The organism is Streptomyces sp. NRRL S-340 (assembly GCF_000720185.1).
Taxonomy (GTDB): domain Bacteria; phylum Actinomycetota; class Actinomycetes; order Streptomycetales; family Streptomycetaceae; genus Streptomyces.
This window is the reverse complement of sequence record NZ_JOIY01000036.1, coordinates 1-23923: the sequence shown is the minus strand read 5'-3', so window position 1 is coordinate 23923 and position 23923 is coordinate 1. Positions and strand designations below refer to the sequence as shown.

Sequence of the window (23923 nt, the reverse complement as noted above, 5' to 3'; positions counted from 1 at the left end):
GCATACGGGGGCAGCCGGGCAGGGTCAATGCGCGAAGCCGCACACCCGGGACAGAACGCCGCATCCCCGGCACAGAACCTGTCTCCCGGAGCCCTGCCGGCACCGCGGCGCCCGCCGAGGGCGCCCGCCGGGGGCTGCACGGAAGAGCCGCAGACTAGTACGAGGGAGCCGATCATCCAAGAGCCCGAACTGCCCGAGCCCGAGGCCACCCGACGTGCGGCCTCGGTCACCGAGAGCGCCCGCGCCAACCGGGGCTGGTGGGACCGGAACGCCGACGACTACCAGGTCGAACACGGCACCTTCCTCGGCGACGACCGCTTCGTGTGGTGTCCCGAGGGCCTGGACGAGGTCGAGGCGGAACTCCTCGGTCCGTCGGAGGAGCTGAAGGACCGGGACGTCCTGGAGATCGGTGCCGGCGCCGCCCAGTGCTCGCGCTGGCTGGCCGCGCAGGGCGCACGCCCGGTGGCGCTCGACCTCTCCCACCGCCAGCTGCAGCACGCGCTGCGCATCGGCGGACCCGTCCCCCTGGTGTGCGCGGACGCCGCCGTGCTCCCCTTCGCCGACGGCTCCTTCGACCTGGCCTGCTCGGCGTACGGGGCGCTGCCCTTCGTCGCCGACCCGCGGCTGGTGCTGCGCGAGGTGCGCCGGGTACTGCGGCCGGGCGGGCGGTTCGTGTTCTCGGTGACGCACCCGATCCGGTGGGCCTTCCCCGACGAGCCCGGTCCGGAGGGTCTGTCGGTGTCCGCCTCCTACTTCGACCGCACGCCGTACGTGGAGCAGGACGAGGACGGCCAGGCGGTCTACGTCGAACACCACCGCACCCTGGGCGACCGGGTCCGCGACATCGTGACCTCGGGTTTCCACCTCGTGGACCTCGTCGAACCGGAATGGCCGGACTGGAACACCTCCGAGTGGGGCGGCTGGTCCCCGCTGCGCGGGCACCTGATCCCGGGGACCGCGATCTTCGTCTGCGAACGCGACTGACCCGCAGGGCGAACGCCCTCCACGCGCGCGTGGAGGGCGTTTCCCCGTCCGTGCGCCACTGGCGACACTAGGGGGGTGATCCGTTACGACGCCCTCGACGCACTGCCCGTACGCGGGGCCCTCCCCGGCCTGAACGACGCGCTCGACACTCACGGGAGCGCCGTCCTGGTGGCGCCGCCCGGTACCGGCAAGACGACGCTGGTGCCGCTCGCCCTGGCCGGACTGCTCGGGCGCGGACCGGCCCGGCGGGTGGTCGTGGCCGAACCGCGGCGGATCGCCGCCCGCGCCGCGGCCCGGCGGATGGCGTGGCTGCTGGGTGAGCGCGCCGGCGAGAGCGTCGGCCACACCGTCCGCGGGGAACGGGTGGTCGGACGCCGCACGCGCGTGGAGGTCGTCACCACCGGTGTGCTGCTGCAGCGGCTGCAGCGCGACCAGGAGCTGGCCGGGATCGACGTGGTGGTGCTCGACGAGTGCCACGAACGGCATCTGGACGCGGACACGGCCGCGGCCTTCCTGTGCGACGTACGGGAGGCGCTGCGGCCCGAGCTGCGGCTGGTGGCGGCGTCCGCGACCACGGACGCGCAGGGCTGGGCACGGCTGCTCGGCGGCGCGCCGGTGGTCGAGGCGCAGGGCGTGTCGTACCCGGTGGAGGTGGTCTGGGCGCCGCCGGCACGCCCCGTACGCCCGCCGCACGGCATGCGCGTCGATCCCGCGCTGCTGTCTCATGTGGGTTCCGTGGTGCGGCGCGCGCTCGCCGAGCGGACGGGGGACGTGCTCTGCTTCCTTCCCGGTGCGGGCGAGATCGCGCGGGTCGCGGGCGGGCTCGGGGACCTGGACGGGGTGGACGTGCTCCAGGTGCACGGGCGGGCCCCGGCGGCGGTGCAGGACGCGGTGCTGGCGCCGGGCCCGCGGCGCCGCGTGGTGCTCGCCACGTCCGTGGCCGAGTCGTCGCTGACCGTGCCCGGGGTCAGGGTCGTGGTCGACGCGGGGCTCGCCCGGGAGCCGCGGGTGGACCACGCGCGCGGTCTGGGCGCGCTGACCACGGTGCGCGCATCCCGGGCGGCCGGACGGCAGCGGGCGGGCCGCGCCGGACGCGAGGCGCCGGGCACGGTCTACCGGTGCTGGACGCAGGCCGAGGACGGGCGCCTGCCGCGTTTCCCGGCACCGGAGATCAAGGTGGCCGATCTGACGGCGTTCGCCCTCCAGGCAGCCTGCTGGGGCGATCCGGACGCCTCCGGACTGGCGTTGCTGGATCCGCCGCCGGCCGGCGCCATGGCGGCGGCCCGGGAGGTGCTGACCGCCGTGGGCGCGGTCGACCCGGCCGGACGCGCCACGCCGCGCGGAACGCGGCTGGCGCGGCTGGGCGTGCCCGTGCGGCTGGGACGGTCCCTCCTCGACGCGGGTGCCCTCACCGGGGCGGCGGGCGCGGTCGCGGACGTGGTCGCGCTGCTCAGCGAGGAAGTGCCCCGGGAGTACGGCGACGATCTCGCCGCCGCCCTGCGCCGCGTCCGGCGTGACGGCGACGCGTACGCGGGACGGTGGCGCGCGGAGGTGCGCCGGCTGCGGGCCGCCGCGGCGGCGGCCACCGGGACGGCGGACGCGCCCGCGCCGGGGGGCGCCTCCTCACCCGCGGAGAGGCCCGCGTCCGGGGACGCCCCGACCGGCGTGGGGAGGTCCCTGTCCGGGGACGCGGCGTCCGGAGGCGTCACGGCCGGGGTGGGAAGGCCCGCCCCCGGGGACGCACCGCCCGGCGACGCCGCCTCCAGGGTGGGCAGAGCCGCGTCCGGGGACGGGTCCCGGGCGGCCGACGCGCCGGGGGCCGCCGGTGCGTCGCCTGCTTCCGGTGCGCGGCGGGCTGTCGATGGGGTGTCGGTCTCCGGTCTGTCGTCGGTTCCCGGTCTGTCGGCGGGTGCGTCCGGCCGGGGTTCCGCGGGGGCCGGGGCACCGGCCGCCGGGGAGGACGGCGTTGCCGGGCTCGTGGCCGCTCTGGCCTTTCCCGAGCGGGTCGCCAGGCTGGAGGGCGGGTCCTACCTCATGGTCTCGGGGACGCGTGCCGAACTCGCCGAGGGGTCGGCGCTGCGCGGGGTGCCGTGGATCGCGGTCGCCGTGGCCGACCGGCCGCTCGGCAGGGGGCACGCGCGCGTGCAGCTCGCCGCGGCCGTCGACGAGGACGTCGCCCGGCTCGCGGCCGGGGCCCTGTACGAGGAGCGTGCGGAGGTCCGCTGGGCCGACGGGGACGTGGTCGCCCGGCGGGTCGAACGGCTCGGGGCGGTGGAGCTGAGGGCCCGGCCGCTCGCCGGCCCGGCGCCCGCGCTCGTACGCGACGCGCTCCTTCAGGGGCTGCGGCAGGAGGGGTGGCGGCTGCTGCGCTGGTCGCCGGGGGCCGAAGTGCTGCGGCAGCGGCTCGCCTTCCTGCACCAGCGGCTCGGTGAACCCTGGCCCGACGTCCGCGACGAAGCCCTCCACGCGCGCGTGGAGGAGTGGCTGGAGCCGGAACTGGGCCGCGCCCGCCGACGCGCGGACCTGGCGCGGATCGACGCCGGGCAGGGGCTGGCGCGGCTGCTGCCGTGGGCCTCCGGCGAGGCGGCCCGGCTGGACGAACTCGCCCCGGAGCGGCTCACCGTGCCCAGCGGGTCGGCGGTCCGGGTCGACTACAGCGATCCCGCACAGCCGGTCCTCGCGGTCAAACTCCAGGAGATGTTCGGGCTGGACGCCTCGCCCGCCGTGGCCGGGGTGCCCGTCCTCGTGCACCTGCTCTCCCCCGCCGGGCGGCCCGTCGCCGTCACCGCCGACCTCGCCTCCTTCTGGCGGGACGGCTACAAGGGCGTACGGGCGGAGCTGCGCGGCCGGTACCCGAAGCACCCGTGGCCCGAGGACCCTGCGACCGCGCAGCCGACCCGGCACACCAACGCCCGGCTCAGGAGATGAGGGCGCTACGAGGACGGGGAGGCGGACGCCGACGGGGACGAGGACGGGGACGCGCCCGTCGACGGCTCGGCGGAGGGGTCGGCCGCCGCGACCTTCAGTTCCACGGTCAGCGTGGCACCACCGGCGGTGGTGATGCGGAGCAGGAAGGTGCCGGTGGTGTCGTCCGCGTACAGCCGGGGCAGCTTCAGCAGTCCCTTGGCGTCCGCCTGAAGGCCCTTCAGGGTGCGTACGGGCTTGCCGTCCGCGTCCTTGAAGTAGGGACCCTTGTCGTTCTCGGCTGGGTCGTCGGCGGACTTGACCAGGGTGGCGGTCGCGGCGACCTTGCCGGCGACGGCGCCCTTGTAGGTGGCCTTGACCTCGACCTGGTCGGTGAACTCGCCGCCCGGCGTGCACGCCAGCGGGGTGTCGCTGGTGCGGACGAGCGCGTCGGCGGTGCGCGCGGTGACGGTGGCCTTGTACGGGAGCGCGGAGACCGCGCGGCCGACGACCACGGCACGGACGGTGAAGTCGCCCGTCTTCTCGCCCGCGCGGAGCACGGGTGCGAGGGCCACACCGGAGGCGTCCGTGACGACGGTGGCGACCTTCTCGCCGCCGGTGAAGGCGGTGTCGGTGTCGCCGGTGATCAGGAAACGGACCCTGACCTTGGCGACCGGCTTGCCGGCCTTGGTCTCGGCGCGGGTGCTGATCCTCTCCGAGAAGGCCTCGCCTGCGCGGGCGGTGAGCGTGTCCGTGCCGGCGTCCTCCAGGTGGTCCACCGTGTCGGTGGGCGTGGGAGGGATGGGGGGAGGCGTCACGGGCGGCCTGCTCGGCTCGCCCGGGGTGCCGCCGGGCGAGCCGGGGGTGGTTGGTTTGCCCGGTGTGCCGGGCTTGGCGGGGGTGCCCGGCTTGCCGGACCCGCCCGGCCGGTGGCTCGGCGTCGGGGAGGAGGGCCGCGAGGGCGTGGTGGACGGCCCGGGGTGGGTGCCGGCGGAGTCGTCGCTGTGGTGGACCGGCAGCTGGCCGGTGCCGTCGGGCACCGAGTGGGTGCCCCTGCGGTAGTACTCCAGCCACGACAGGACGGTGTTCAGGTACTCCTGCGAGTGGTTGTAGCTGAGGATCGCGCTGCTCAGGTCGGCGTGGTCGGACAGGTCCCAGTCGTTGCGGCAGAGGTAGTGGCCGGTGGCGAGGGCGGCGTCGTAGATGTTGTTGGGGTCCTTCTTGCCGTCCCCGTTGCCGTCGCGGCCCGCCCACTGCCAGGTGGAGGGGATGAACTGCATGGGGCCGACCGCACGGTCGTAGGTGCTGTCGCCGTCGTAGAGGCCGTGGTCGGTGTCGCTGATGTTCGCGAAACCGCTGCCGTTGAGGACGGGGCCGAGGATCGGGCTGAACGTCGTGCCGTTCGCGTCGACCTGGCCGCCGCGCGCCTGTCCCGACTCGACCCGGCCGATGGCGGCGAGGAGTTGCCAGGGCAGGTTGCAGCCCGGCTTGGAGGAACGCAGTTCGGCCTCGGCCTTCTTGTAGGCGTCGAGCACGGTGGCGGGTATGCCCGCCTCGGCCGAGGCCTGCGAGGCCGGGGTGCCGGTACCGGTGTGGGGGGCCGCCGGGTCGGGGCTGTTCAGCGGCGGGAGGTCCGTGTAGTAGTGCGTGTCACCGGTCGCACTGTCGCCGACGGGCGTGTCGGGGACGGACGTCGCACCGGCGGCGGGCTGTCTTCCCTCGTCGCCGACCGTCACACCGGGAGCCTCGGAAGCGGAGAGCGCCGCGACCGCCACCGCGGCCACGGCCGTGGTCGCCGCCCCCTTGTACAGCCTCCTGCCGAAATGCGCCGCCATGGAGTGAACCCCTCCCGTGAACGCCCGAGCGTCCTTCTGTGCTTGCCTGTTCGCCCTGTTGTGACGGTTGACTCGCGGTACTGGTTGCCCTCGTGGAGCCTTCCGGATGCACGACCCAGGTGACCCTACGACAACTTCCTTTGAGCGGGGAGCGGTTCGTGCCCGGTTTCCGCCGCTTGTCCGTCTTCGGTGGCAAGGGCGGTGGGCCGCGGCACTCGGGCGTCCGGACGGGGGGTTGTGTGCCGCTCCCTTCTAGGCGTGCGGGGGCAGCACTGCCTGGGGGCGCCGGGGAGGACGGGGAAACGGGGAGGGGCGGGCCGGAGCGCGGCGGGGTGCGGGTGGCCAGGGGCCCGGGTGCCCCGGGGGCGGGGCTGGGAGGGGTGCGGGTGAGAGGGGTGCGGGTGGGCCGGGGTGCCCCGGGCCCGCGTTACTCGGCGGGGGTGCCCCAGGGGGCGAGGCGCGGGTCCGGCTGCGCGGGGGGGCGCAGGGCCCGGCGGCGCGCGGCCCGGGCCACGATGGCCACGGACTGGGATGGCACGGGGCGCGGCCCGGGCGGGCGCGGGACGCGGGGGCCTGGGGCAGCGCGGGGCAGGACTGCTGGTGGGTGAGGGGCTTCCAGGGCCTCAGTGGGCTCAGGGTGCGCGGTCCGGGCGGGGTTCCCGTGACGGTGGGCCGCCGGGGCGGCCGGGTTCGGCGGTCATGGCCGCGACGAAGACGGTGAGGGTGCGGGCGGGGACGGGGCGCGGCATCCGGGCGAGCAGGAGCGCTACGTAGCCGCGGGTGAGGTCGGCCCACAGGGGCCAGGGAAGGCGTGGACCTGGGGTGAGCCGACGGCGGAGGTCTCTCGCGGCGCGCCGGAGGGTGACCGCCAGGTCGGTCGGGATGCGGGCGGTGCTTGCGTCGGCCGCGAGGGCCGGGACCGGCGGGGGCGGCGCGGCCGGGGCCGTGCCGACGGGTGTCTGGGATACCGCCGGCCGGTGGTTGAGCATGCGTATACCCATGCCCAGATCCTGTCGGGCCGGGGTGGCGGGTGCGTCTCTGCGGGGGCCACGTGAGTGACGGCCCCGACACGGACGGCCGGGGACAGGGAAAGGCCGGGTGGGCCGACAGCCGCGGGCCGGGAACGACTGGAGCGTCCACCGGACCGGGAACAATCGCGACATCCACGGGACCGGGAACGGCCGGAGCGTCCACCGGACCGGGAACGGCCGGGGGGCCGCCCGGGCCCGTACGGGCCGGTGGACGCCCCCGCCTCCGCCTCTGGCTCAGTGCGCCGCCGACTCCCAGTCCGGGCCCACGCCCACCGAGACGTCCAGCGGCGCCCGGAGCCGGACCGCTCCGGACATCTCACGGCGGACGATCTCCTCGGCCGCCGCGCGCTCGCCGGGAGCGATCTCCAGGACGATCTCGTCGTGGACCTGGAGCAGCATGCGGGACTTGAGACCGGCCTCGCCGAGTGCCCGGTCCACGTTCAGCATGGCGATCTTGACGATGTCCGCGGCCGTGCCCTGGATCGGGGCGTTGAGGGCCATCCGCTCGGCCGCCTCGCGGCGCTGCCGGTTGTCGCTGTTGAGGTCGGGCAGGTAACGGCGGCGGCCGAAGAGCGTCGCCGTGTAGCCCGTCGCGCGCGCCTCGTCGACCGCCCGGCGCAGGTAGTCCCGCACACCGCCGAACCGCTCGAAGTAGGCGTCCATCAGCGCGCGGGCCTCGGCGGCCTCGATGTTCAGCTGCTGGGAGAGACCGAAGGCGGACAGGCCGTACGCCAGGCCGTACGACATCGCCTTGATCTTGCGGCGCATCTCCGCGTCGACCGCCGAGCGCTCCACGGCGAAGACCTGGGAGGCCGCCGTGGTGTGCAGGTCCTCGCCGGAGGTGAACGCCTCGATCAGGCCGGCGTCCTCCGACAGGTGGGCCATGACCCGCAGCTCGATCTGGCTGTAGTCGGCCGTCATCAGCGACTCGAAGCCCTCGCCGACGACGAAGCCGCGGCGGATGGCCCGGCCCTCGTCGGTGCGGACGGGGATGTTCTGCAGGTTCGGGTCCGTCGACGACAGGCGGCCGGTCGCGGCGACCGTCTGGTTGAACGTGGTGTGGATGCGGCCGTCCGCCGCGATGGTCTTGATCAGGCCCTCGACGGTGACCCGGAGCTTGGCCTGCTCCCGGTGGCGGAGCATGATCACCGGCAGCTCGTTGTCCGTCTGCCCGGCCAGCCAGGCCAGGGCGTCGGCATCGGTGGTGTAGCCGGTCTTGGTCTTCTTGGTCCTGGGCAGCGCCAGCTCGCCGAAGAGGACCTCCTGGAGCTGCTTGGGCGAGCCGAGGTTGAACTCGTGCCCCGCCGCCGCGTGGGCCTCCTTCACGGCCTGCTGCACCGCACCGGCGAACATCTGTTCCATGGCTTCGAGGTGGGTCCGGTCGGCGGCGATGCCGTGGCGCTCCATACGGGCGAGCAGCGCGGAGGTGGGCAGCTCCATGTCGCGCAGCAGGTCCGCCGCGCCGACCTCCTCCAGGCGCTCCTCGAAGGCCCCGCCCAGGTCCAGGATGGCGCGGGCCTGGATCATCAGGGCCTCGGCCTCGGCCGCGTCGTCCGCGCCGAAGGCCAGCTGGCCGTCGGCCGCGGCGGCCGGTGCCAGCTCGCGGTGCAGGTACTCCAGGGAGAGCGCGTCCAGGTCGAAGGAGCGGCGGCCGGGCTTCACCAGGTAGGCGGCCAGCGCGGTGTCCATGGTGACGCCCGCCACGCTCCAGCCGTGCTCGGCGAAGACCCGCATGGCGCCCTTGGCGTTGTGGAACACCTTGGCCCGGCCGGCGTCGGCCAGCCAGTCCGTGAACGCGCGCTCGTCGGCCTCGTCGAGCTGGGACGGGTCGAACCAGGCGGCGGGTCCGCCGGCGGCGGCCAGCGCGACCTCGGCGACCGAGCCCGCGCCCAGCGCCCACGCGTCGACCGTGGCGACACCCAGGGTCTGCGTGCCGTGCTCGGCGAGCCAGGCCGTCAGCTCACCGGTGCCCAGCACCGTGCCGTCCAGCTCCACACCGTCCGCCGCGATCGGCGTGGCCTCGGCCTCCTCGGCCCCCGGATCGACGGCGAAGAGCCGCTCGCGCAGCGACGGGTTGCGGATCTCCAGGGTGTCCAGGACCATCGCGACGGCCTTGCGGTCGTACGCCGTCCTGGCGAGGTCGGTGACGCCCTTCGGCAGCTCGACGTTGCGCTCCAGCTCGGTGAGGCGGCGGTTGAGCTTGACGGCCTCCAGATGGTCGCGGAGGTTCTGCCCGGCCTTGCCCTTGACCTCCTCGGCACACTCCACGAGCTGGGCGAACGAACCGAACTGGTTGATCCACTTCGCCGCCGTCTTCTCGCCCACGCCCGGGATGCCCGGCAGGTTGTCCGACGGGTCGCCGCGCAGGGCCGCGAAGTCCGGGTACTGCGCCGGCGTCAGCCCGTACTTCTCGAAGACCTTCTCCGGGGTGAAACGGGTCAGCTCGGAGACGCCCTTGGTCGGGTAGAGCACCGTGGTGTGCTCGGAGACCAGCTGGAAGGAGTCGCGGTCACCGGTGACGATCAGCACCTCGAAGCCCTCGGCCTCGGCCTGGGTGGCGAGCGTGGCGATGATGTCGTCCGCCTCGAACCCCTCGACGGCGAAGCGGGAGGCCTGCATCGCGTCGAGCAGCTCGCAGATCAGCTGCACCTGGCCCTTGAACTCGTCCGGCGTCTTGGAGCGGTTCGCCTTGTACTCGGTGAACTCCTCCGAACGCCAGGTCTTGCGGGAGACGTCGAACGCCACCGCGAAGTGCGTGGGCGCCTCGTCACGCAGGGTGTTGGCCAGCATCGACGCGAAGCCGTAGATCGCGTTCGTCGGCTGGCCCGTCGCGGTGGTGAAGTTCTCCGCGGGCAGCGCGAAGAACGCGCGGTAGGCCAGCGAGTGCCCGTCCATGAGCATCAGCCGCGGACGGGAGCCGCCGGAAGGGGTGTCGGTCTTCTTCGATGCTGTCTCTGCCACGCCCCCGATCCTGCCACGACCCACTGACACTCGGAGGACGGCCGGTCCTCGGCGGCGGATGCGCGGCCCGGCCCGGCCTCGCGGCCGCGCCCAGGAACGGGCCGGGACGCGCCGGGCAGGGGCGGGCCCACGCCCCGGCCCGGGGAGCGGCTGGAACGGGCGCGCCCCCGACCCGGGCCCGCATGCGGCTGGGGACGGCCGGACCCCCGGCCCGGGCCCGGAGGCGGCCGAGGAGGGTCAGACCCCACCTCAGCGACGGAAGGGGCTTAGGACGGTCAGGCCCCACCTCAGCGACGGAAGCGGCTGGGGACGGGCAGGCCTCACCTCAGCGACGGAAGGGGCTGGGGACGGGCAGGCTCCCACCTCAATCCCGGAAGGCTGAGGAAGTGCGGGCCCCTCCTCCCTCTTCCCTCTTCCTCTCTTTCCTCTCTCTTACGCATCCCCGGCCGGGGTCACTGTCACTGCCGCGTGCGAGGATCGGAGGCGTCCGGGATCCGGGTCCGCGGCGCCCTCACCGGTGCGCCCGCGAAGCCGCCCCGGGAAAGAGCACACGCGCAGTCGAAGGAGAGCGTGCGATGGCCACCAAACCGCCCAAGGGCGATCCGATCCAGGACGCGCCGCAGGTAGACGGGCCCCAGCACGCGGCCGCCGGACTCCCCGCGGTCCGCCACTCCCTGCGCATGGCCCAGCAGCAGATGGGCATCAAGCGCACCGCGCTCACCCTGCTGCGGGTCAACCAGAAGGACGGCTTCGACTGCCCCGGCTGCGCCTGGCCGGAACCGGAGCACCGGCACACCGCGGAGTTCTGCGAGAACGGCGCGAAGGCGGTCGCCGAGGAGGCCACCCTGCGCCGGGTCACCCCGGAGTTCTTCGCCGCGCACCCCGTCGCCGACCTGGCGACCCGCAGCGGCTACTGGCTGGGCCAGCAGGGCCGGCTCACCCACCCCATGTACCTGCCCGAGGGCGCCGACCGCTACGAGCCGGTCACCTGGGAACGGGCCTTCGACATCGTCGCCGAGGAGATCGCCGCCCTCTCCTCCCCCGACGAGGCCGTCTTCTACACCTCCGGCCGTACCAGCAACGAAGCGGCGTTCCTGTACCAGCTGTTCGCCCGTGAGCTGGGCACGAACAACCTGCCCGACTGCTCCAACATGTGCCACGAGTCCTCCGGCTCGGCCCTGTCGGAGACGATCGGCATCGGCAAGGGCAGCGTCCTGCTGGAGGACCTCTACCAGGCCGACCTGATCATCGTGGCCGGCCAGAACCCGGGGACGAACCACCCCCGCATGCTCTCCGCCCTGGAGAAGGCCAAGGCCAACGGCGCGAAGATCATCAGCGTGAACCCGCTGCCCGAGGCCGGCCTGGAGCGGTTCAAGAACCCGCAGACCCCCAAGGGCCTGACCGCCGGCGCCGCCCTCACCGACCTGTTCCTGCAGATCCGCATCGGCGGCGACCAGGCCCTCTTCCGCCTCCTCAACAAGCTGATCCTCCAGACCGAGGGCGCCGTCGACGAACTGTTCGTACGCGAACACACCCACGGCTTCCAGGAGTTCGCCGCCGCCGCCCGGGCCGCCGACTGGGACGAGACGCTCGCCGCGACCGGTCTCACACGCGCGGAGATCGACCGCGCCCTCCAGATGGTGCTCGCCTCCCGGCGCACCATCGTGTGCTGGGCGATGGGCCTCACCCAGCACAAGCACTCCGTGCCGACCATCCGCGAAGTGGTCAACTTCCTCCTGCTGCGCGGCAACATCGGGCGCCCCGGCGCGGGCGTCTGCCCGGTGCGCGGCCACTCCAACGTGCAGGGCGACCGCACGATGGGCATCTTCGAGCGCCCCGCCCCGGCCTTCCTCGACGCCCTGGAGAAGGAGTTCGGCTTCGCCCCGCCCCGCGACCACGGCTACGACGTGGTCCGCGCCATCCGCGCCCTGCGCGACGGCGAGGCGAAGGTGTTCTTCGCCATGGGCGGCAACTTCGTCTCCGCCTCCCCCGACACCGACGTCACCGAGGCCGCCATGCGGCGCGCCCGGCTGACCGTGCACGTGTCGACCAAGCTCAACCGCTCGCACGCCGTCACCGGCGCCCGCGCCCTCATCCTGCCGACGCTCGGCCGTACCGAGCGGGACGTACAGGGCGGCGGCGAGCAGTTCGTCACGGTCGAGGACTCCATGGGCATGGTGCACGCCTCCCGCGGCCGGCTGGAGCCCGCCGGCCGGCACCTGCTGTCCGAGCCGGCCATCGTGTGCCGGCTGGCCCGCCGCGTGCTGGGCGAGAACAGCGTGGTGCCGTGGGAGGAGTTCGAGAAGGACTACGCGACGATCCGCGACCGCATCGCCCGGGTGATCCCCGGCTTCGAGGACTTCAACGCCCGGGTGGCCGCCCCGGGCGGCTTCGCGCTGCCGCACGCCCCGCGCGACGAGCGCCGCTTCCCGACGGCCACCGGCAAGGCCAACTTCACGGCCGCGCCGGTGGAGTACCCCGAACTGCCCGAGGGCCGGCTGCTGCTGCAGACGCTGCGCTCGCACGACCAGTACAACACCACGATCTACGGCCTCGACGACCGCTACCGCGGCATCAGGAACGGACGGCGGGTGGTGCTGGTCAACCCCGAGGACGCGCGGCGGCTCGGGGTGGCCGACGGGTCGTACGTCGACCTGGTCGGCGAGTGGAAGGACGGCGTGGAGCGGCGGGCCCGCGGCTTCCGCGTCGTGCACTACCCGACCGCGCGCGGGTGCGCGGCCTCCTACTACCCCGAGACGAACGTCCTGGTGCCGCTGGACGCCACCGCGGACACCAGCAACACCCCGGCCAGCAAGTCCGTCGTGGTGCGTCTGGAACAATCGGCGGCCGACTGAGCGTTCGCTCAGCGAAGCAGTGCCGATCGACGACGAACGGAGCCGGGCCCATGGGCGAGCAGCACGACGTGAAGTTCCCGCAAGAGGTCATCGACGAGTACGCCGCGCTCGGCGTCGACCTGCCCGCCCTGTTCTCCGCCGGGCACCTGGGCGCCCGCATGGGCGTCCGGATCGTCGAGGCCTCCGCGGAACGCGTCGTCGCCACCATGCCGGTGGAGGGCAACACCCAGCCGTACGGACTGCTGCACGGCGGTGCCTCCGCCGTGCTGGCCGAGACCCTGGGCTCCGTCGGCGCCATGCTGCACGGCGGCAGTTCCAAGATCGCCGTCGGGGTCGACCTGAACTGCACCCACCACCGCGGGGTGCGCTCCGGCCTGGTCACCGGCGTGGCCACCCCGCTCCACCGGGGGCGCTCGACGGCGACGTACGAGATCGTCGTCAGCGACGAGCAGGGGCGGCGGGTGTGCAGCGCACGCCTGACCTGCCTGCTGCGCGAGGTGCGGCCGGCGGATGCCGAGCAGGTCCCCGCCACGAACTGATGCCGCGGGGGCGATCCGACGGACCGCCCCCCGGCCTCCGCAGGCCCCGGGGACGGCCCTGGACCTCTCCCGAACTCCGCCAGTTCCCGGACCCTCCCGGACTCCCCCCACCCCGGCCCCTCCCGGACTCCCCCGGACTCCGGCGCCCCGGGGCCCGCGCCCGGTCCCCGGACTCCGCCCCGGGGCTCGCCCAGGCCCCACAGGCCGCCCCGTCCTGGGCTCCCGGCCTCCGGGCGAGCCACGGCCACGCCCGCCACCCGGACCCCGGCCGCCCCTGCGCCCGCCCCAGGGCTCCCGGACTCCCCCGCGCCCCGGAGCCCGCCCCACCCCGGACTCGCCACCGGCGGCCCCAAGGCGCCCGCCCGGTCTTCGACCTCCGGCACGCCCGGCCCCAGCCCGCCCGGTCTTCGGTCTCCGGCACCCCCAAGGCACCCGCCCGCCCCGAAAACCGCGGCGGCCTCCGCCCGCGCCCAGAACCGCGGCGCCCCGCACAGTCCGGCAACCCCGCGCCCGGATCTTCCGAAAACCGCGGCCCCCAACCCGCCCTTTCTCCCGCATGCCCGGACAACACGGCGTATCGCGCTCGAGATATCCGTATTCGCGTGTTCCCACCTGTTCTCGCCCATCGCTGAATGCGATCTTCCATTTTTTCACGTAACACTGCGTAACGCATACGCAATATAGAGGCGCGGATTCCGCTTACCGGGCGCCCCCTCCGGTGATCTTCCCGGGGTGCTCCGCCCCTCCCGCCCCGCGACGCCCGGCACGCCCCCGCGACGGCCAACCGGAAGTGCGCATTCTCAGAATGCGGAACGGACGGGAATTCCGCCAAACCGGCCGAGAGTGGCCCTCCGAGAAGCCCCTGAACCGGAACGGCATAACAAGAAAGTCACAAGCCAGTCCACCACCATGCCCATGGCCACAACCAGGCTTAGAGTCACGGCCAGTCACCGCTCCACCGGGAGTTCGGTACCAGCGCGGCATGCGCCACCCCCACCGGGGCAGCCCTGCCTGCGGAAAGGACTGATTGTGCGACAGCGTTCCCTGGTGATACTCACCTCCGTCCTCACAACCGGAGCTCTGGCCCTCACCGCGTGTGGCTCCCGCGGCAGCGACGACAAGGACAGCAGCAAGGGCGGCACCACCGTCGTCATCGGCGTCGACGCCCCACTGACCGGTCAGAACTCCGCCACCGGCCTCGGCATCCAGTCGGGCGTCGAGATCGCCGTCAAGGACGCCAACGCGAAGAAGCTCGTCCCCGGCGTCACCTTCAAGGTCGTCGCCCTCGACGACAAGGCCCTGCCGCCGACCGGCCAGCAGAACGCCTCCCAGCTCGTCGCCAACAAGGACGTCCTCGGCGTCGTCGGCCCCCTCAACTCCGGTGTCGCGCAGACCATGCAGAAGGTCTTCGCCTCCGCCAACCTCGCCGAGATCTCCCCCTCCAACACCGCGCCCGAGCTGACCCAGGGCAAGAACTGGGTCTCCGGCAACAAGACCCGCCCGTTCAAGACCTACTTCCGCACCGCCATCACCGACGAGGTGCAGGGCGGCTTCGCGGCCGACTACGTCTTCAAGACCCTCAAGAAGAAGAAGGTCTTCGTCGTAGACGACAAGCAGACCTACGGCGCCGGTCTCGCGGGCATCTTCGGCAAGAAGTTCAAGGAGGCGGGCGGCACCGTCGTCGGCACCGACCACGTCAACGTCGGCGACAAGGACTTCGCCACCCTCGTCACCAAGATCAAGAACAGCGGCGCCGAACTCCTCTACTACGGCGGCCAGTACGACGAGTCGCAGGTCCTCACCAAGCAGCTCAAGGACGCCGGCGCCAAGATCCCGCTCATGGGCGGCGACGGCATGTTCACCCCGACCTACATCCAGACCGCCGGCAAGGCCGCCGAAGGCGACCTCGTCACCTCCGTCGGCGTCCCCGTCGACACCCTGCCCGCCGCCAAGGACTTCATCGACAAGTACAAGTCCGGCGGCTACAAGGGCGACTACGGCACCTACGGCGGCTACTCCTACGACGCCGCCACCGCCCTCATCAAGGCCGTCGGCAACGTCGTGAAGGACGGCAAGGTCCCCGCCGACGCCCGCCAGAAGGTCGTCGACGAGGTCCAGAAGATCGACTTCGAGGGCATCGCCGGCCCCGTCGGCTTCGACCAGTACGGCGACACCAAGAACAAGCAGCTCACCCTGTACCAAGTCACGGGCGGCGTGTGGAAGTCCGTCAAGACCGGTACGTACGACGCCGGCTGACCGGCACCAGCAAGGACGACCCCAGGGCCGCGCGGCCACGACGACCCGTCACCGCGCGGCCCGACCTCTCTCCCCCGTCACTCTCCGCACCCACATGGAGGCCTTGCGGTGCACACCCTGCCGCAACAGCTGGCCAACGGGCTGATCCTCGGCTCGATGTACGGGCTGATCGCCATCGGCTACACGATGGTGTACGGCATCGTCCAGCTCATCAACTTCGCCCACGGCGAGATCTTCATGACCGGCGGCTTCGGCGCCCTCAGTGTCTATCTCGTCCTGCCCGACGGCACATCCATGTGGATCGCCCTCCCCCTCATGCTGATCGGCGGCGGCCTCGTCGCCGTCCTCATCGCAGTGGGAGCGGAACGATTCGCCTACCGGCCGCTCAGAGGCGCACCACGCCTCGCCCCCCTCATCACCGCCATCGGCCTCTCCCTCGCCCTCCAGCAGGCCGTCTTCAACTGGTACCCCCACGCCGACAACGCCCGCAAATTCCCCCAGCTCCCCGGCGGCCCCTTCAACATCACCGACAACCTCAAGATCCAGTCCGGTGAACTCTTCGTCCTCATAGCCGCCCCCCTCTGCATGGCCGCCCTCGCCTTCTTCGTCCGCACCTCCCGCACCGGCCGCGCCATGCAAGCCACCGCACAGGACCCCGACACCGCCCAGCTCATGGGCATCGACACCAACCGCATCATCGTCATCGCCTTCGCCATCGGCGGCTTCTTCGCCGCCGTCGCCGGCGTCGCCTGGGGCTTCCGCGTCGGCAGCGTCAACTACGACATGGGCTTCGTCGCCGGCCTCAAAGCCTTCACCGCCGCCGTCCTCGGCGGCATCGGCAACATCTACGGCGCCATGCTCGGCGGCATCGTCCTCGGCCTCGCCGAAGGACTCGCCACTGCCTACATCGCCGATATCCCCGGCATGGACCAGTTCGGCGGCCAGGGCTGGGCCTCCGTCTGGGCCTTCGTCCTCCTCATCCTCGTCCTCCTCTTCAGGCCACAAGGCCTGCTCGGCGAACGCGTCGCGGACAGGGCGTGACCACCATGACCGACACCACCCGCCCCACCCAAGGCACCCCCCTCATCCCCCTGCCCCACAGCGCCGCCCGCCTCCTCACCGCCATCGGAGCCCTCGCCACCATCGCGAGCACCATGCTCGCCTGGACCTGGACCTCCCAGTTCCCCGGCGACCTCACCGTCACCGCCTACCCCGCCGGGCTCCAACTCCTCACCCTCACCGGCGGCGTCCTCACCCTCCTGTACGCCCTCACCCTCTGGAACATCCGAGGACTGCGCTGGCTCAACCCCGCCCGCGCCACCGCCCCCGTCTTCCTCACCGCCCTCGCCGCCTTCGCGGTCACCTGGTACACCATCCTCGCCATCGCCATCGAACTCGGCGGCCTCGCCAACCTCGAACCCGGCGGCTACGTCGCCGCCATCGCCTCCCTCCTCCCCGTCATCGGCACCCTCGCCCTCCCCCGCCCCGGCGACACCTGGAAGTCCTACTTCGCCAAAGCCGACCCCATCCCCCGCGCCACCCCCGTCCCCGCCTGGGCCGAACGCATCACCATCACCCTCTCCCTCGCCCTCGGCCTCATCGTCTTCACCTACGGCATCAGCACCCCCGACGACGAATACGGCGAAACCTTCAGCGGCTTCGGACTCCTCGTCGTCTTCGCCGCCTGGGCCCTCTTCACCGCAGGCCTCACCGACCGCTTCGCCGCACTCAACGCCCGCCACAAAGGATTCGCCACCTCCATGGCCTTCCTCGCCGCGGCGGTCTTCCCCTTCACCCAGTCCGAGGACCACAACGCCAACATCGGCGTCAACATCCTCATCTTCGCCACCGTCGCCCTCGGCCTGAACATCGTCGTCGGCCTCACCGGCCTCCTCGACCTCGGCTACGTCGCCTTCCTCGGCGTCGGCGCCTACGCCGCAGCCCTCGTCTCCGGCTCCGAGTACTCCCGCTTCTCCGGCACCCAACTCCCCTTCTGGGGCGCCGTCCTCGTCGGCATGGGCGCCTCCCTCGTCTTCGGCGTCCTCATCGGCGCCCCCACCCTCCGACTGCGCGGCGACTACCTCGCCATCGTCACCCTCGGCTTCGGAGAAATCTTCCGCATCGCCGTCAACAACCTCGACGGCTCCTCCGGCCCCGACATCACCAACGGCCCCAACGGCATCGCCAACATCCCCGACCTCGAAATCTTCGGATTCAACTTCGGCGAGCCCCACGACATCGGCTCCTTCACCCTCGGCCGATTCGCCAACTACTTCCTGCTCATGCTCCTCTTCACCGCCGTCGTCGTCCTCGTCTTCACCCGCGCCGCCGACTCCCGCATCGGCCGCTCCTGGGTCGCCATCCGCGAAGACGAAACCGCCGCCACCGCCATGGGCATCAACGGCTTCCGCGTCAAACTCATCGCCTTCGCCCTCGGCGCCGCGCTCGCCGGCCTCGCCGGCACCGTCAGCGCCCACGTCAGCTACTCCGTCGTCCCCACCCCCTACCAGTTCGCCGGCGCCGCCCCGCCCAACTCCGCCTTCCTCCTCGCCGCCGTCGTCCTCGGCGGCATGGGCACCGTCAGCGGCCCCCTCCTCGGCGCCAGCATGCTCTACCTCATCCCCGAAAAACTCCAATTCCTCAAGAACTACGAACTCCTCGCCTTCGGCATCGCCCTCGTCCTCCTCATGCGATTCAGGCCCGAAGGCATCATCGCCAACCGCCGCCGCCAACTCGAATTCCACGAGAACGGCCAACTCGACATACCCGAACAGAAAACACTGCCCGAAGACCAGGCCGTCACCAAGGCAGGGGCGTAAGAACGATGACGACACCTGTACTCCAAGCCCGTGACGTCACCATGCGCTTCGGCGGCCTCACCGCCGTACGCTCCGTCGACCTCACCGTCAACAGCGGCGAGATCGTGGGACTCATCGGCCCCAACGGCGCAGGCAAAACCACCTTCTTCAACTGCCTCACCGGCCTCTACATCCCCACCGAAGGAACCGTCTCCTACAAAAACACGGTTCTCCCGCCCAAACCCCACCTCGTCACCCAGGCCGGAATCGCCCGCACCTTCCAGAACATCAGGCTCTTCGCCAACATGACCGTCCTGGAAAACGTCCTCATCGGCCGCCACACCCGCACCAAAGAAGGACTCTGGTCCGCACTCCTCCGCGGCCCCGGATTCAAAAAGGCCGAAAAAGCCAGCGAAGAACGAGCCATGGAACTCCTCGAGTTCATCGGCCTCGCCCACAAACGCGACCACCTCGCCCGCAACCTCCCCTACGGCGAACAGCGCAAACTCGAAATCGCCCGCGCACTCGCCAGCGAACCCGGCCTCCTGCTCCTCGACGAGCCCACCGCCGGCATGAACCCCCAAGAAACCCGCACCACCGAAGAACTCGTCTTCGCCATCCGCGACCAAGGCATCGCCGTCCTCGTCATCGAGCACGACATGCGGTTCATCTTCAACCTCTGCGACCGCGTCGCCGTCCTCGTCCAGGGCGAAAAACTCATCGAAGGCACCTCCGACGTCGTCCAGGCCGACGAACGCGTCGTCGCCGCCTACCTCGGCGAACCCTTCGAAGGCGCACCCGGCCAAGCCGAAGCCGCAGAGGTCGAAGCAGCCGAAGCCGCCGCCGAGACCCCCTCCGCAACGAACACGGGCACCGGCGCGAACACGGCGAACAGCACCAAGGGAGAAGCCCAGTGACCGCACTCCTCGAGGTCGAGGACCTCCGGGTCGCCTACGGCAAGATCGAAGCCGTCAAAGGCATCTCCTTCAGCGTCGAAGCAGGCCAGGTCGTCACCCTCATCGGCACCAACGGCGCCGGCAAGACCACCACCCTGCGCACCCTCTCCGGCCTCCTCAGACCCACCGCCGGAAAAATCACCTTCGACGGCAAACCCCTCACCGGAATCCCCGCACACAAAATCGTCGCCCTCGGACTCGCCCACTCCCCCGAAGGCCGCCACATCTTCCCCCGCCTCAGCATCGCCGAAAACCTCCAGCTCGGCGCCTTCCTCCGCAAGGACAAAGAAGGCATCGAAAAAGACATCCAGCGTGCCTACGACCTCTTCCCCATCCTCGGCGAACGCCGCAAACAAGCCGCCGGCACCCTCTCCGGCGGCGAACAGCAGATGCTCGCCATGGGCCGCGCCCTCATGTCCCAGCCCAAACTCCTCATGCTCGACGAACCCTCCATGGGCCTCTCCCCCATCATGATGCAGAAGATCATGTCGACCATCGTCGAACTCAAGTCCCAGGGCACCACCATCCTGCTCGTCGAACAGAACGCCCAGGCCGCGCTCTCCCTCGCCGACCAGGGACACGTCATGGAAGTCGGCAACATCGTCCTCTCCGGCACCGGACAAGACCTCCTCCACGACGAATCCGTCCGCAAGGCCTACCTCGGCGAAGACTGAACCGACCACCACACCAAAAGGCCCGCACCCCCGGTCAGGGATGCGGGCCTCGTCATTCGAACCCGGGCGCCGGGCCTCCAGGTCAGTCCTGCCCGGACTTCCCCGCCTTCCCGCCCTTCGCCGCCTTCTTCTCCTCGCTGTCCTGGATGACAGCCTCCGCCACCTGCTGCATCGACATACGACGATCCATCGACGTCTTCTGGATCCAACGGAACGCCGCCGGCTCCGACAGCCCGTACTCCGTCTGCAGCACCGACTTCGCCCGGTCCACCAGCTTCCGCGTCTCCAGCCGCTGGGAGAGGTCCGCGACCTCCTTCTCCAGCTCCTTCAGCTCCGTGAACCGCGACACCGCCATCTCGATCGCCGGAACCACGTCACTCTTGCTGAACGGCTTCACCAGGTACGCCATCGCACCCGCGTCCCGCGCCCGCTCCACCAGATCCCGCTGCGAGAACGCCGTCAGCATCAGCACCGGCGCGATGCCCTCCTCGGCGATCTTCTCCGCCGCCGAGATACCGTCCAGCTTCGGCATCTTCACATCGAGGATCACCAGATCGGGCCGGTGCTCACGAGCCAGCTCCACCGCCCGCTCACCGTCCCCGGCCTCACCGACGACGCTGTACCCCTCCTCCTCCAGCATCTCCTTCAGATCAAGACGGATCAGCGCCTCGTCCTCGGCGATGACGACACGGGTCGTCAGCGGCGGGACGTGCGACTTGTCGTCGTCGACGGCGTCAACGGGCTGGGGCGACTCGGGGGCGGTCACGGGGGCGCTCCTTGTTCCGGGGGAGGCAGATACTGCTCCCAAGAGCCTACCTAGCTGCGGTAAGGTGGTCAGGCAGCGGGTCGGGGGTTGCCTTCGATTCGTTTGGCCCCGGTAGTCCAATCGGCAGCAGACAGTGGTCTCAAACACCATACAGTGTGGGTTCGAGTCCCACCCGGGGCACTTTTCCTTGGTTTCCAAGGTCGTGACTAGGAAGCGGATGTCCACGTTCTCGTGAACATCCGCTTTTTCTTGCGCGGCATCGCGATCACTCCTCGAGAGTGTTCATATGTACGGCCTCAGCACACGCAAGCACGCCCTGGCCCTGGTCGCCCAGGGCCGCAGCCTGAACTCGGTCAGCAGGCAGACCGGCGTCTCCCGTGCCGCGATCCGCTCCTGGCAGACACGGATCGAGCCCTTGGGATGGACCCGCCCACGGCCCTGCCCGCGGTGCGGCGACGTCCCGGAAGACCCCGAAGATCCCGTGGCCTACACCTACCTGCTGGGCCTCTACCTGGGTGATGGATGCATCAGCCTCCTACGCAAGGGCGTCTACTTCCTCCGCATCACCTGCGACGACAACTGGCCCGGCCTGATCGACGCCTGCGCCGAAGCCATGCAGCGCGTTCGCCCGGACAACAAGGTGTTCCGCGTCCAGCGCGAGGGCTGCCAGAACGTCACCTGCTACAGCAAGCACTGGCCCTGCCTCTTCCCCCAGCATGGCCCCGGCAAGAAGCACAATCGCCGCATCGCACTCGAACCCTGGCAGCAGGAGATCGTCGATGCGCACCCCTGGGAGTTCCTCCGGGGGCTCATCCACTCCGACGGCTGCCGGATCACCAACTGGACGGCTCGCCTCGTCGGCGGTGAGCGCAAGCGCTACGAATATCCCCGGTACTTCTTCACCAACACATCGACCGACATCATCCAGCTCTTCACCGACACTCTCGACAAGCTCGGCGTCGAGTGGAAGTCACTCCACCAGAGCCGGGCTGCCGTGACGATCTCCGTAGCCCGCAAAGCCTCCGTGGCCCTCATGGACGCCCACATCGGCCCCAAGTACTGAGGGCTCCCCTACCGGGGCCGGTCGTCCTCGCCGATGTGGTGGACCCGGACCAGGTTCGTGGAGCCCGGCACCCCGGGCGGGGAGCCCGCCGTGATGACGACCACGTCGCCCTTCTCGCAGCGGCCGTACTTGAGGAGCAGTTCGTCGACCTGGGCGACCATCGCGTCGGTGGAGTCGACGTGGGGGCCCAGGAATGTCTCGACGCCCCAGGCGGTGCTGAGCTGGGAGCGGGTGGCCGGTTCGGGGGTGAAGGCGAGGAGGGGGATGGGTGAGCGGTAGCGGGAGAGACGGCGGGCGGTGTCGCCCGACTGGGTGAAGGCGACGAGGAACCTGGCTCCGAGGAAGTCGCCGATCTCGGCTGCGGCGCGGGCGACGGCGCCGCCCTGGGTGCGGGGTTTGTTGCGGTCGGTGAGGGGCGGCAGGCCCTTGGCGAGGATGTCCTCCTCGGCGGCGGTGACGATCTTCGCCATGGTGCGGACGGCGGCGACGGGGTGCCTGCCGACGCTGGTCTCGCCGGAGAGCATGACGGCGTCGGTGCCGTCGATGACGGCGTTGGCGACGTCGCTGGCCTCGGCGCGGGTGGGGCGGGAGTTGTCGATCATGGAGTCGAGCATCTGGGTGGCGACGATCACCGGTTTGGCGTTGCGCCTGGCGAGTTTGACGGCGCGTTTCTGGACGACGGGGACTTGTTCGAGGGGCATTTCGACGCCGAGGTCGCCGCGGGCGACCATGATGCCGTCGAAGGCGTCGATGATCTCGTCGATGGCCTCGACCGCCTGGGGTTTTTCGATCTTGGCGATGACGGGGAGGCGGCGGCCTTCGTCGTCCATGATGCGGTGGACGTCGAGGATGTCGCGTCCGCTGCGTACGAACGAGAGTGCGATGACGTCGAAGCCGGTGCGCAGGGCCCAGCGGAGGTCGTCCTCGTCCTTCTTGGAGAGGGCGGGGACGGAGACGGCGACGCCGGGGAGGTTGAGGCCCTTGTGGTCGGAGACGATGCCGCCTTCGGTGACTTCGGTGTGGACGTGTGGGCCGTCGATGGCGGTGACCCGGAGGGCGACTCTGCCGTCGTCGACGAGGATGCGTTCGCCGGGGGTGAGGTCGTCGGCGAGGCCGGCGTGGGTGGTTCCGCAGTGGTGGCGGTCGCCTTCGACGCCTTCTTCGACGGTGATGGTGAAGGTGTCGCCGCGTTCGAGGAGTACGGGGCCTTCACGGAAGTGGCCGAGGCGGATCTTCGGGCCCTGGAGGTCGGCGAGGAGGCCGACGCTGCGGCCGGTTTCGTCGGCGGCTTCGCGTACGTGCTGGTAGCGCGCTTCGTGTTCGGCGTGTTCGCCGTGGCTGAGGTTGAAGCGGGCTACGTCCATTCCGGCGTCGACCAGGGCTTTGATCTGGTCGTAGGTGTCGGTGGCGGGCCCCAGGGTGCAGACGATCTTCGCTCGGCGCATGGTGTGAGCCTAGGCCTTACCTGTCGGTAGGGGTTTGGTGTGAGGTGACTGTTCAACGGCCTTTGGATGAAGGGGTGTTGACAAGTGCGGAGGTGTGCGGGGTGGTGCTCCTCCGAGCGTTCGGGGGTGGTCGGTGGTGGGCTGCGGTCGGCGGGTCGGGCGGCTGACGTGTTTACAGTTTGGGCGGTTTCATGGTGAATCGCGCGTTGAGTTGCGCATGGACGTGCTGGCGCTGGGGTTCGAGGTCGAGGGGGGTCGCCTCGTCGGGGGCGCCGGCGGGGGCCCCGTAGGCGGCCGCTCGGCGGGCGCGGGCGGGGTGGGGCGGGAAGGAGGCGTTGTCCTCGGCGCCGATGTCGGCGATCTCGATGAGTGCCGCGAGGCTGGTGCCGAGTGCTTCGGCGTACTCCTTGGCGCGCTGGACGGCGGCGTGTACGGCTTGCCGGCGGGCCTGCCGGTGGGCGGGTGAGTCGGGGCGGAGTGTCCACCAGGGGCCGTCCACTCGGGTGAGGTCCAAGTCGGCCAGTCGGGTGGTGAGTTCGCCGAGGGCGGTGAAGTCGGTGAGGGTGGCGGTGAGGTGGACGGTGCCGTGGTAGGTGCGGACGCGTTCGGTGCGGCCGTGACGGGTGAGTTCGGGGGTGAGGGAGAAGGCGCCGGTGTCGAGGTGTTCGACGGCGGGACCGTAGGACCTGACGAGGTCGAGGACGGTGGTGTTGCGGCGGGTGAGGTCGTCGAGGGCGGTGCGCCGGTCCTTGCCGCGGGCGGTGACGGTGATGCCGATGCGGGCGATCTCGGGGTCGACTTCGAGGTGGGCTTCGCCGCGGACGGCGATGCGGGGGGCGTCGGGGGTGCCGGAGGG

Annotated in this window: 16 protein-coding genes and 1 tRNA gene; 11 read left to right on the top strand and 6 right to left on the bottom strand. The window is 71.4% G+C overall.

What is annotated here, in order from left to right; all coding sequences use genetic code 11:
- The first annotated feature begins 27 nt into the window (after positions 1 to 27).
- Positions 28 to 984 (top strand): class I SAM-dependent methyltransferase, encoded by a 957-nt coding sequence (locus tag IG64_RS26385; RefSeq protein WP_234438617.1) that lies wholly within the window; start codon positions 28 to 30, stop codon positions 982 to 984.
- 75 nt (positions 985 to 1059) lie between these two features.
- Positions 1060 to 3912 (top strand): ATP-dependent RNA helicase, encoded by a 2853-nt coding sequence (locus IG64_RS26380; protein WP_037860710.1) that lies wholly within the window; start codon positions 1060 to 1062, stop codon positions 3910 to 3912.
- Positions 3913 to 3917: 5 nt separating this feature from the next.
- Here the strand turns inward: IG64_RS26380 and IG64_RS26375 are convergent, their stop codons facing one another.
- The 3 genes from IG64_RS26375 to polA form a co-directional block, all read right to left on the bottom strand.
- Positions 3918 to 5723, bottom strand: a complete 1806-nt coding sequence (locus tag IG64_RS26375) for a lytic transglycosylase domain-containing protein (protein WP_037860709.1) — start codon at positions 5721 to 5723, stop codon at positions 3918 to 3920.
- Between the two features lie 632 nt (positions 5724 to 6355).
- Positions 6356 to 6724: a hypothetical protein gene (locus IG64_RS40655; protein WP_051813364.1), complete on the bottom strand. Its 369-nt coding sequence runs from the start codon at positions 6722 to 6724 to the stop codon at positions 6356 to 6358.
- Between the two features lie 264 nt (positions 6725 to 6988).
- Entirely contained in the window at positions 6989 to 9715 is a 2727-nt protein-coding gene (polA, locus tag IG64_RS26365; RefSeq protein ID WP_037860708.1) for a DNA polymerase I, read from the bottom strand.
- Positions 9716 to 10290: 575 nt separating this feature from the next.
- Here polA and IG64_RS26360 point away from each other — a divergent pair.
- From IG64_RS26360 to IG64_RS26330, 7 genes are all read left to right on the top strand, one after another.
- Entirely contained in the window at positions 10291 to 12570 is a 2280-nt protein-coding gene (locus IG64_RS26360; protein ID WP_037860707.1) for an FdhF/YdeP family oxidoreductase, read from the top strand.
- Between the two features lie 50 nt (positions 12571 to 12620).
- Entirely contained in the window at positions 12621 to 13109 is a 489-nt protein-coding gene (locus IG64_RS26355) for a hotdog fold thioesterase (protein WP_037860706.1), read from the top strand.
- Positions 13110 to 14138: 1029 nt separating this feature from the next.
- A complete protein-coding gene (locus tag IG64_RS26350) occupies positions 14139 to 15365 on the top strand; it encodes a branched-chain amino acid ABC transporter substrate-binding protein (protein WP_199811657.1) in 1227 nt (408 codons plus the stop codon).
- Positions 15366 to 15473: 108 nt separating this feature from the next.
- A complete protein-coding gene (locus tag IG64_RS26345; RefSeq protein ID WP_037860704.1) occupies positions 15474 to 16406 on the top strand; it encodes a branched-chain amino acid ABC transporter permease in 933 nt (310 codons plus the stop codon).
- Between the two features lie 5 nt (positions 16407 to 16411).
- Positions 16412 to 18184: a branched-chain amino acid ABC transporter permease gene (locus IG64_RS26340; RefSeq protein ID WP_037860880.1), complete on the top strand. Its 1773-nt coding sequence runs from the start codon at positions 16412 to 16414 to the stop codon at positions 18182 to 18184.
- Between the two features lie 5 nt (positions 18185 to 18189).
- On the top strand, positions 18190 to 19080 hold the full coding sequence (locus tag IG64_RS26335; protein ID WP_037860702.1) for an ABC transporter ATP-binding protein: 891 nt from the start codon (positions 18190 to 18192) through the stop codon (positions 19078 to 19080).
- On the top strand, positions 19077 to 19793 hold the full coding sequence (locus tag IG64_RS26330; RefSeq protein WP_037860700.1) for an ABC transporter ATP-binding protein: 717 nt from the start codon (positions 19077 to 19079) through the stop codon (positions 19791 to 19793). Before IG64_RS26335 ends, IG64_RS26330 begins: the two co-directional genes overlap by 4 nt.
- Positions 19794 to 19875: 82 nt before the next feature.
- Here the strand turns inward: IG64_RS26330 and IG64_RS26325 are convergent, their stop codons facing one another.
- Positions 19876 to 20559: an ANTAR domain-containing response regulator gene (locus IG64_RS26325; protein ID WP_037860698.1), complete on the bottom strand. Its 684-nt coding sequence runs from the start codon at positions 20557 to 20559 to the stop codon at positions 19876 to 19878.
- 105 nt (positions 20560 to 20664) lie between these two features.
- On the opposite strand from IG64_RS26325, the gene IG64_RS26320 reads away from it, so the two are divergent.
- Together IG64_RS26320 and IG64_RS26315 are read left to right on the top strand one after the other, a co-directional pair.
- Positions 20665 to 20739, top strand: a tRNA-Leu gene (locus IG64_RS26320).
- Between the two features lie 106 nt (positions 20740 to 20845).
- Entirely contained in the window at positions 20846 to 21622 is a 777-nt protein-coding gene (locus IG64_RS26315; protein ID WP_037860696.1) for a helix-turn-helix domain-containing protein, read from the top strand.
- A gap of 8 nt (positions 21623 to 21630) precedes the next feature.
- Here the strand turns inward: IG64_RS26315 and pyk are convergent, their stop codons facing one another.
- Together pyk and IG64_RS26305 are read right to left on the bottom strand one after the other, a co-directional pair.
- Positions 21631 to 23067 (bottom strand): pyruvate kinase, encoded by a 1437-nt coding sequence (pyk, locus tag IG64_RS26310; protein ID WP_037860694.1) that lies wholly within the window; start codon positions 23065 to 23067, stop codon positions 21631 to 21633.
- A gap of 172 nt (positions 23068 to 23239) precedes the next feature.
- Positions 23240 to 23923, bottom strand: a 684-nt coding sequence (locus tag IG64_RS26305) for an SIMPL domain-containing protein (protein WP_037860693.1), incomplete at its 5' end; no start/stop codon positions are given.

Coding starts and splice junctions, on each gene's coding strand:
- IG64_RS26385 (WP_234438617.1), top strand. CDS start 28: ATGCGCGAAGCCGCACACCCGGGACAGAACGCCGCATCCCCGGCACAG.
- IG64_RS26375 (WP_037860709.1), bottom strand. CDS start 5,723: ATGGCGGCGCATTTCGGCAGGAGGCTGTACAAGGGGGCGGCGACCACG.
- IG64_RS40655 (WP_051813364.1), bottom strand. CDS start 6,724: ATGGGTATACGCATGCTCAACCACCGGCCGGCGGTATCCCAGACACCC.
- IG64_RS26360 (WP_037860707.1), top strand. CDS start 10,291: ATGGCCACCAAACCGCCCAAGGGCGATCCGATCCAGGACGCGCCGCAG.
- IG64_RS26355 (WP_037860706.1), top strand. CDS start 12,621: ATGGGCGAGCAGCACGACGTGAAGTTCCCGCAAGAGGTCATCGACGAG.
- IG64_RS26340 (WP_037860880.1), top strand. CDS start 16,412: ATGACCGACACCACCCGCCCCACCCAAGGCACCCCCCTCATCCCCCTG.
- IG64_RS26335 (WP_037860702.1), top strand. CDS start 18,190: ATGACGACACCTGTACTCCAAGCCCGTGACGTCACCATGCGCTTCGGC.
- IG64_RS26315 (WP_037860696.1), top strand. CDS start 20,846: ATGTACGGCCTCAGCACACGCAAGCACGCCCTGGCCCTGGTCGCCCAG.
- pyk (WP_037860694.1), bottom strand. CDS start 23,067: ATGCGCCGAGCGAAGATCGTCTGCACCCTGGGGCCCGCCACCGACACC.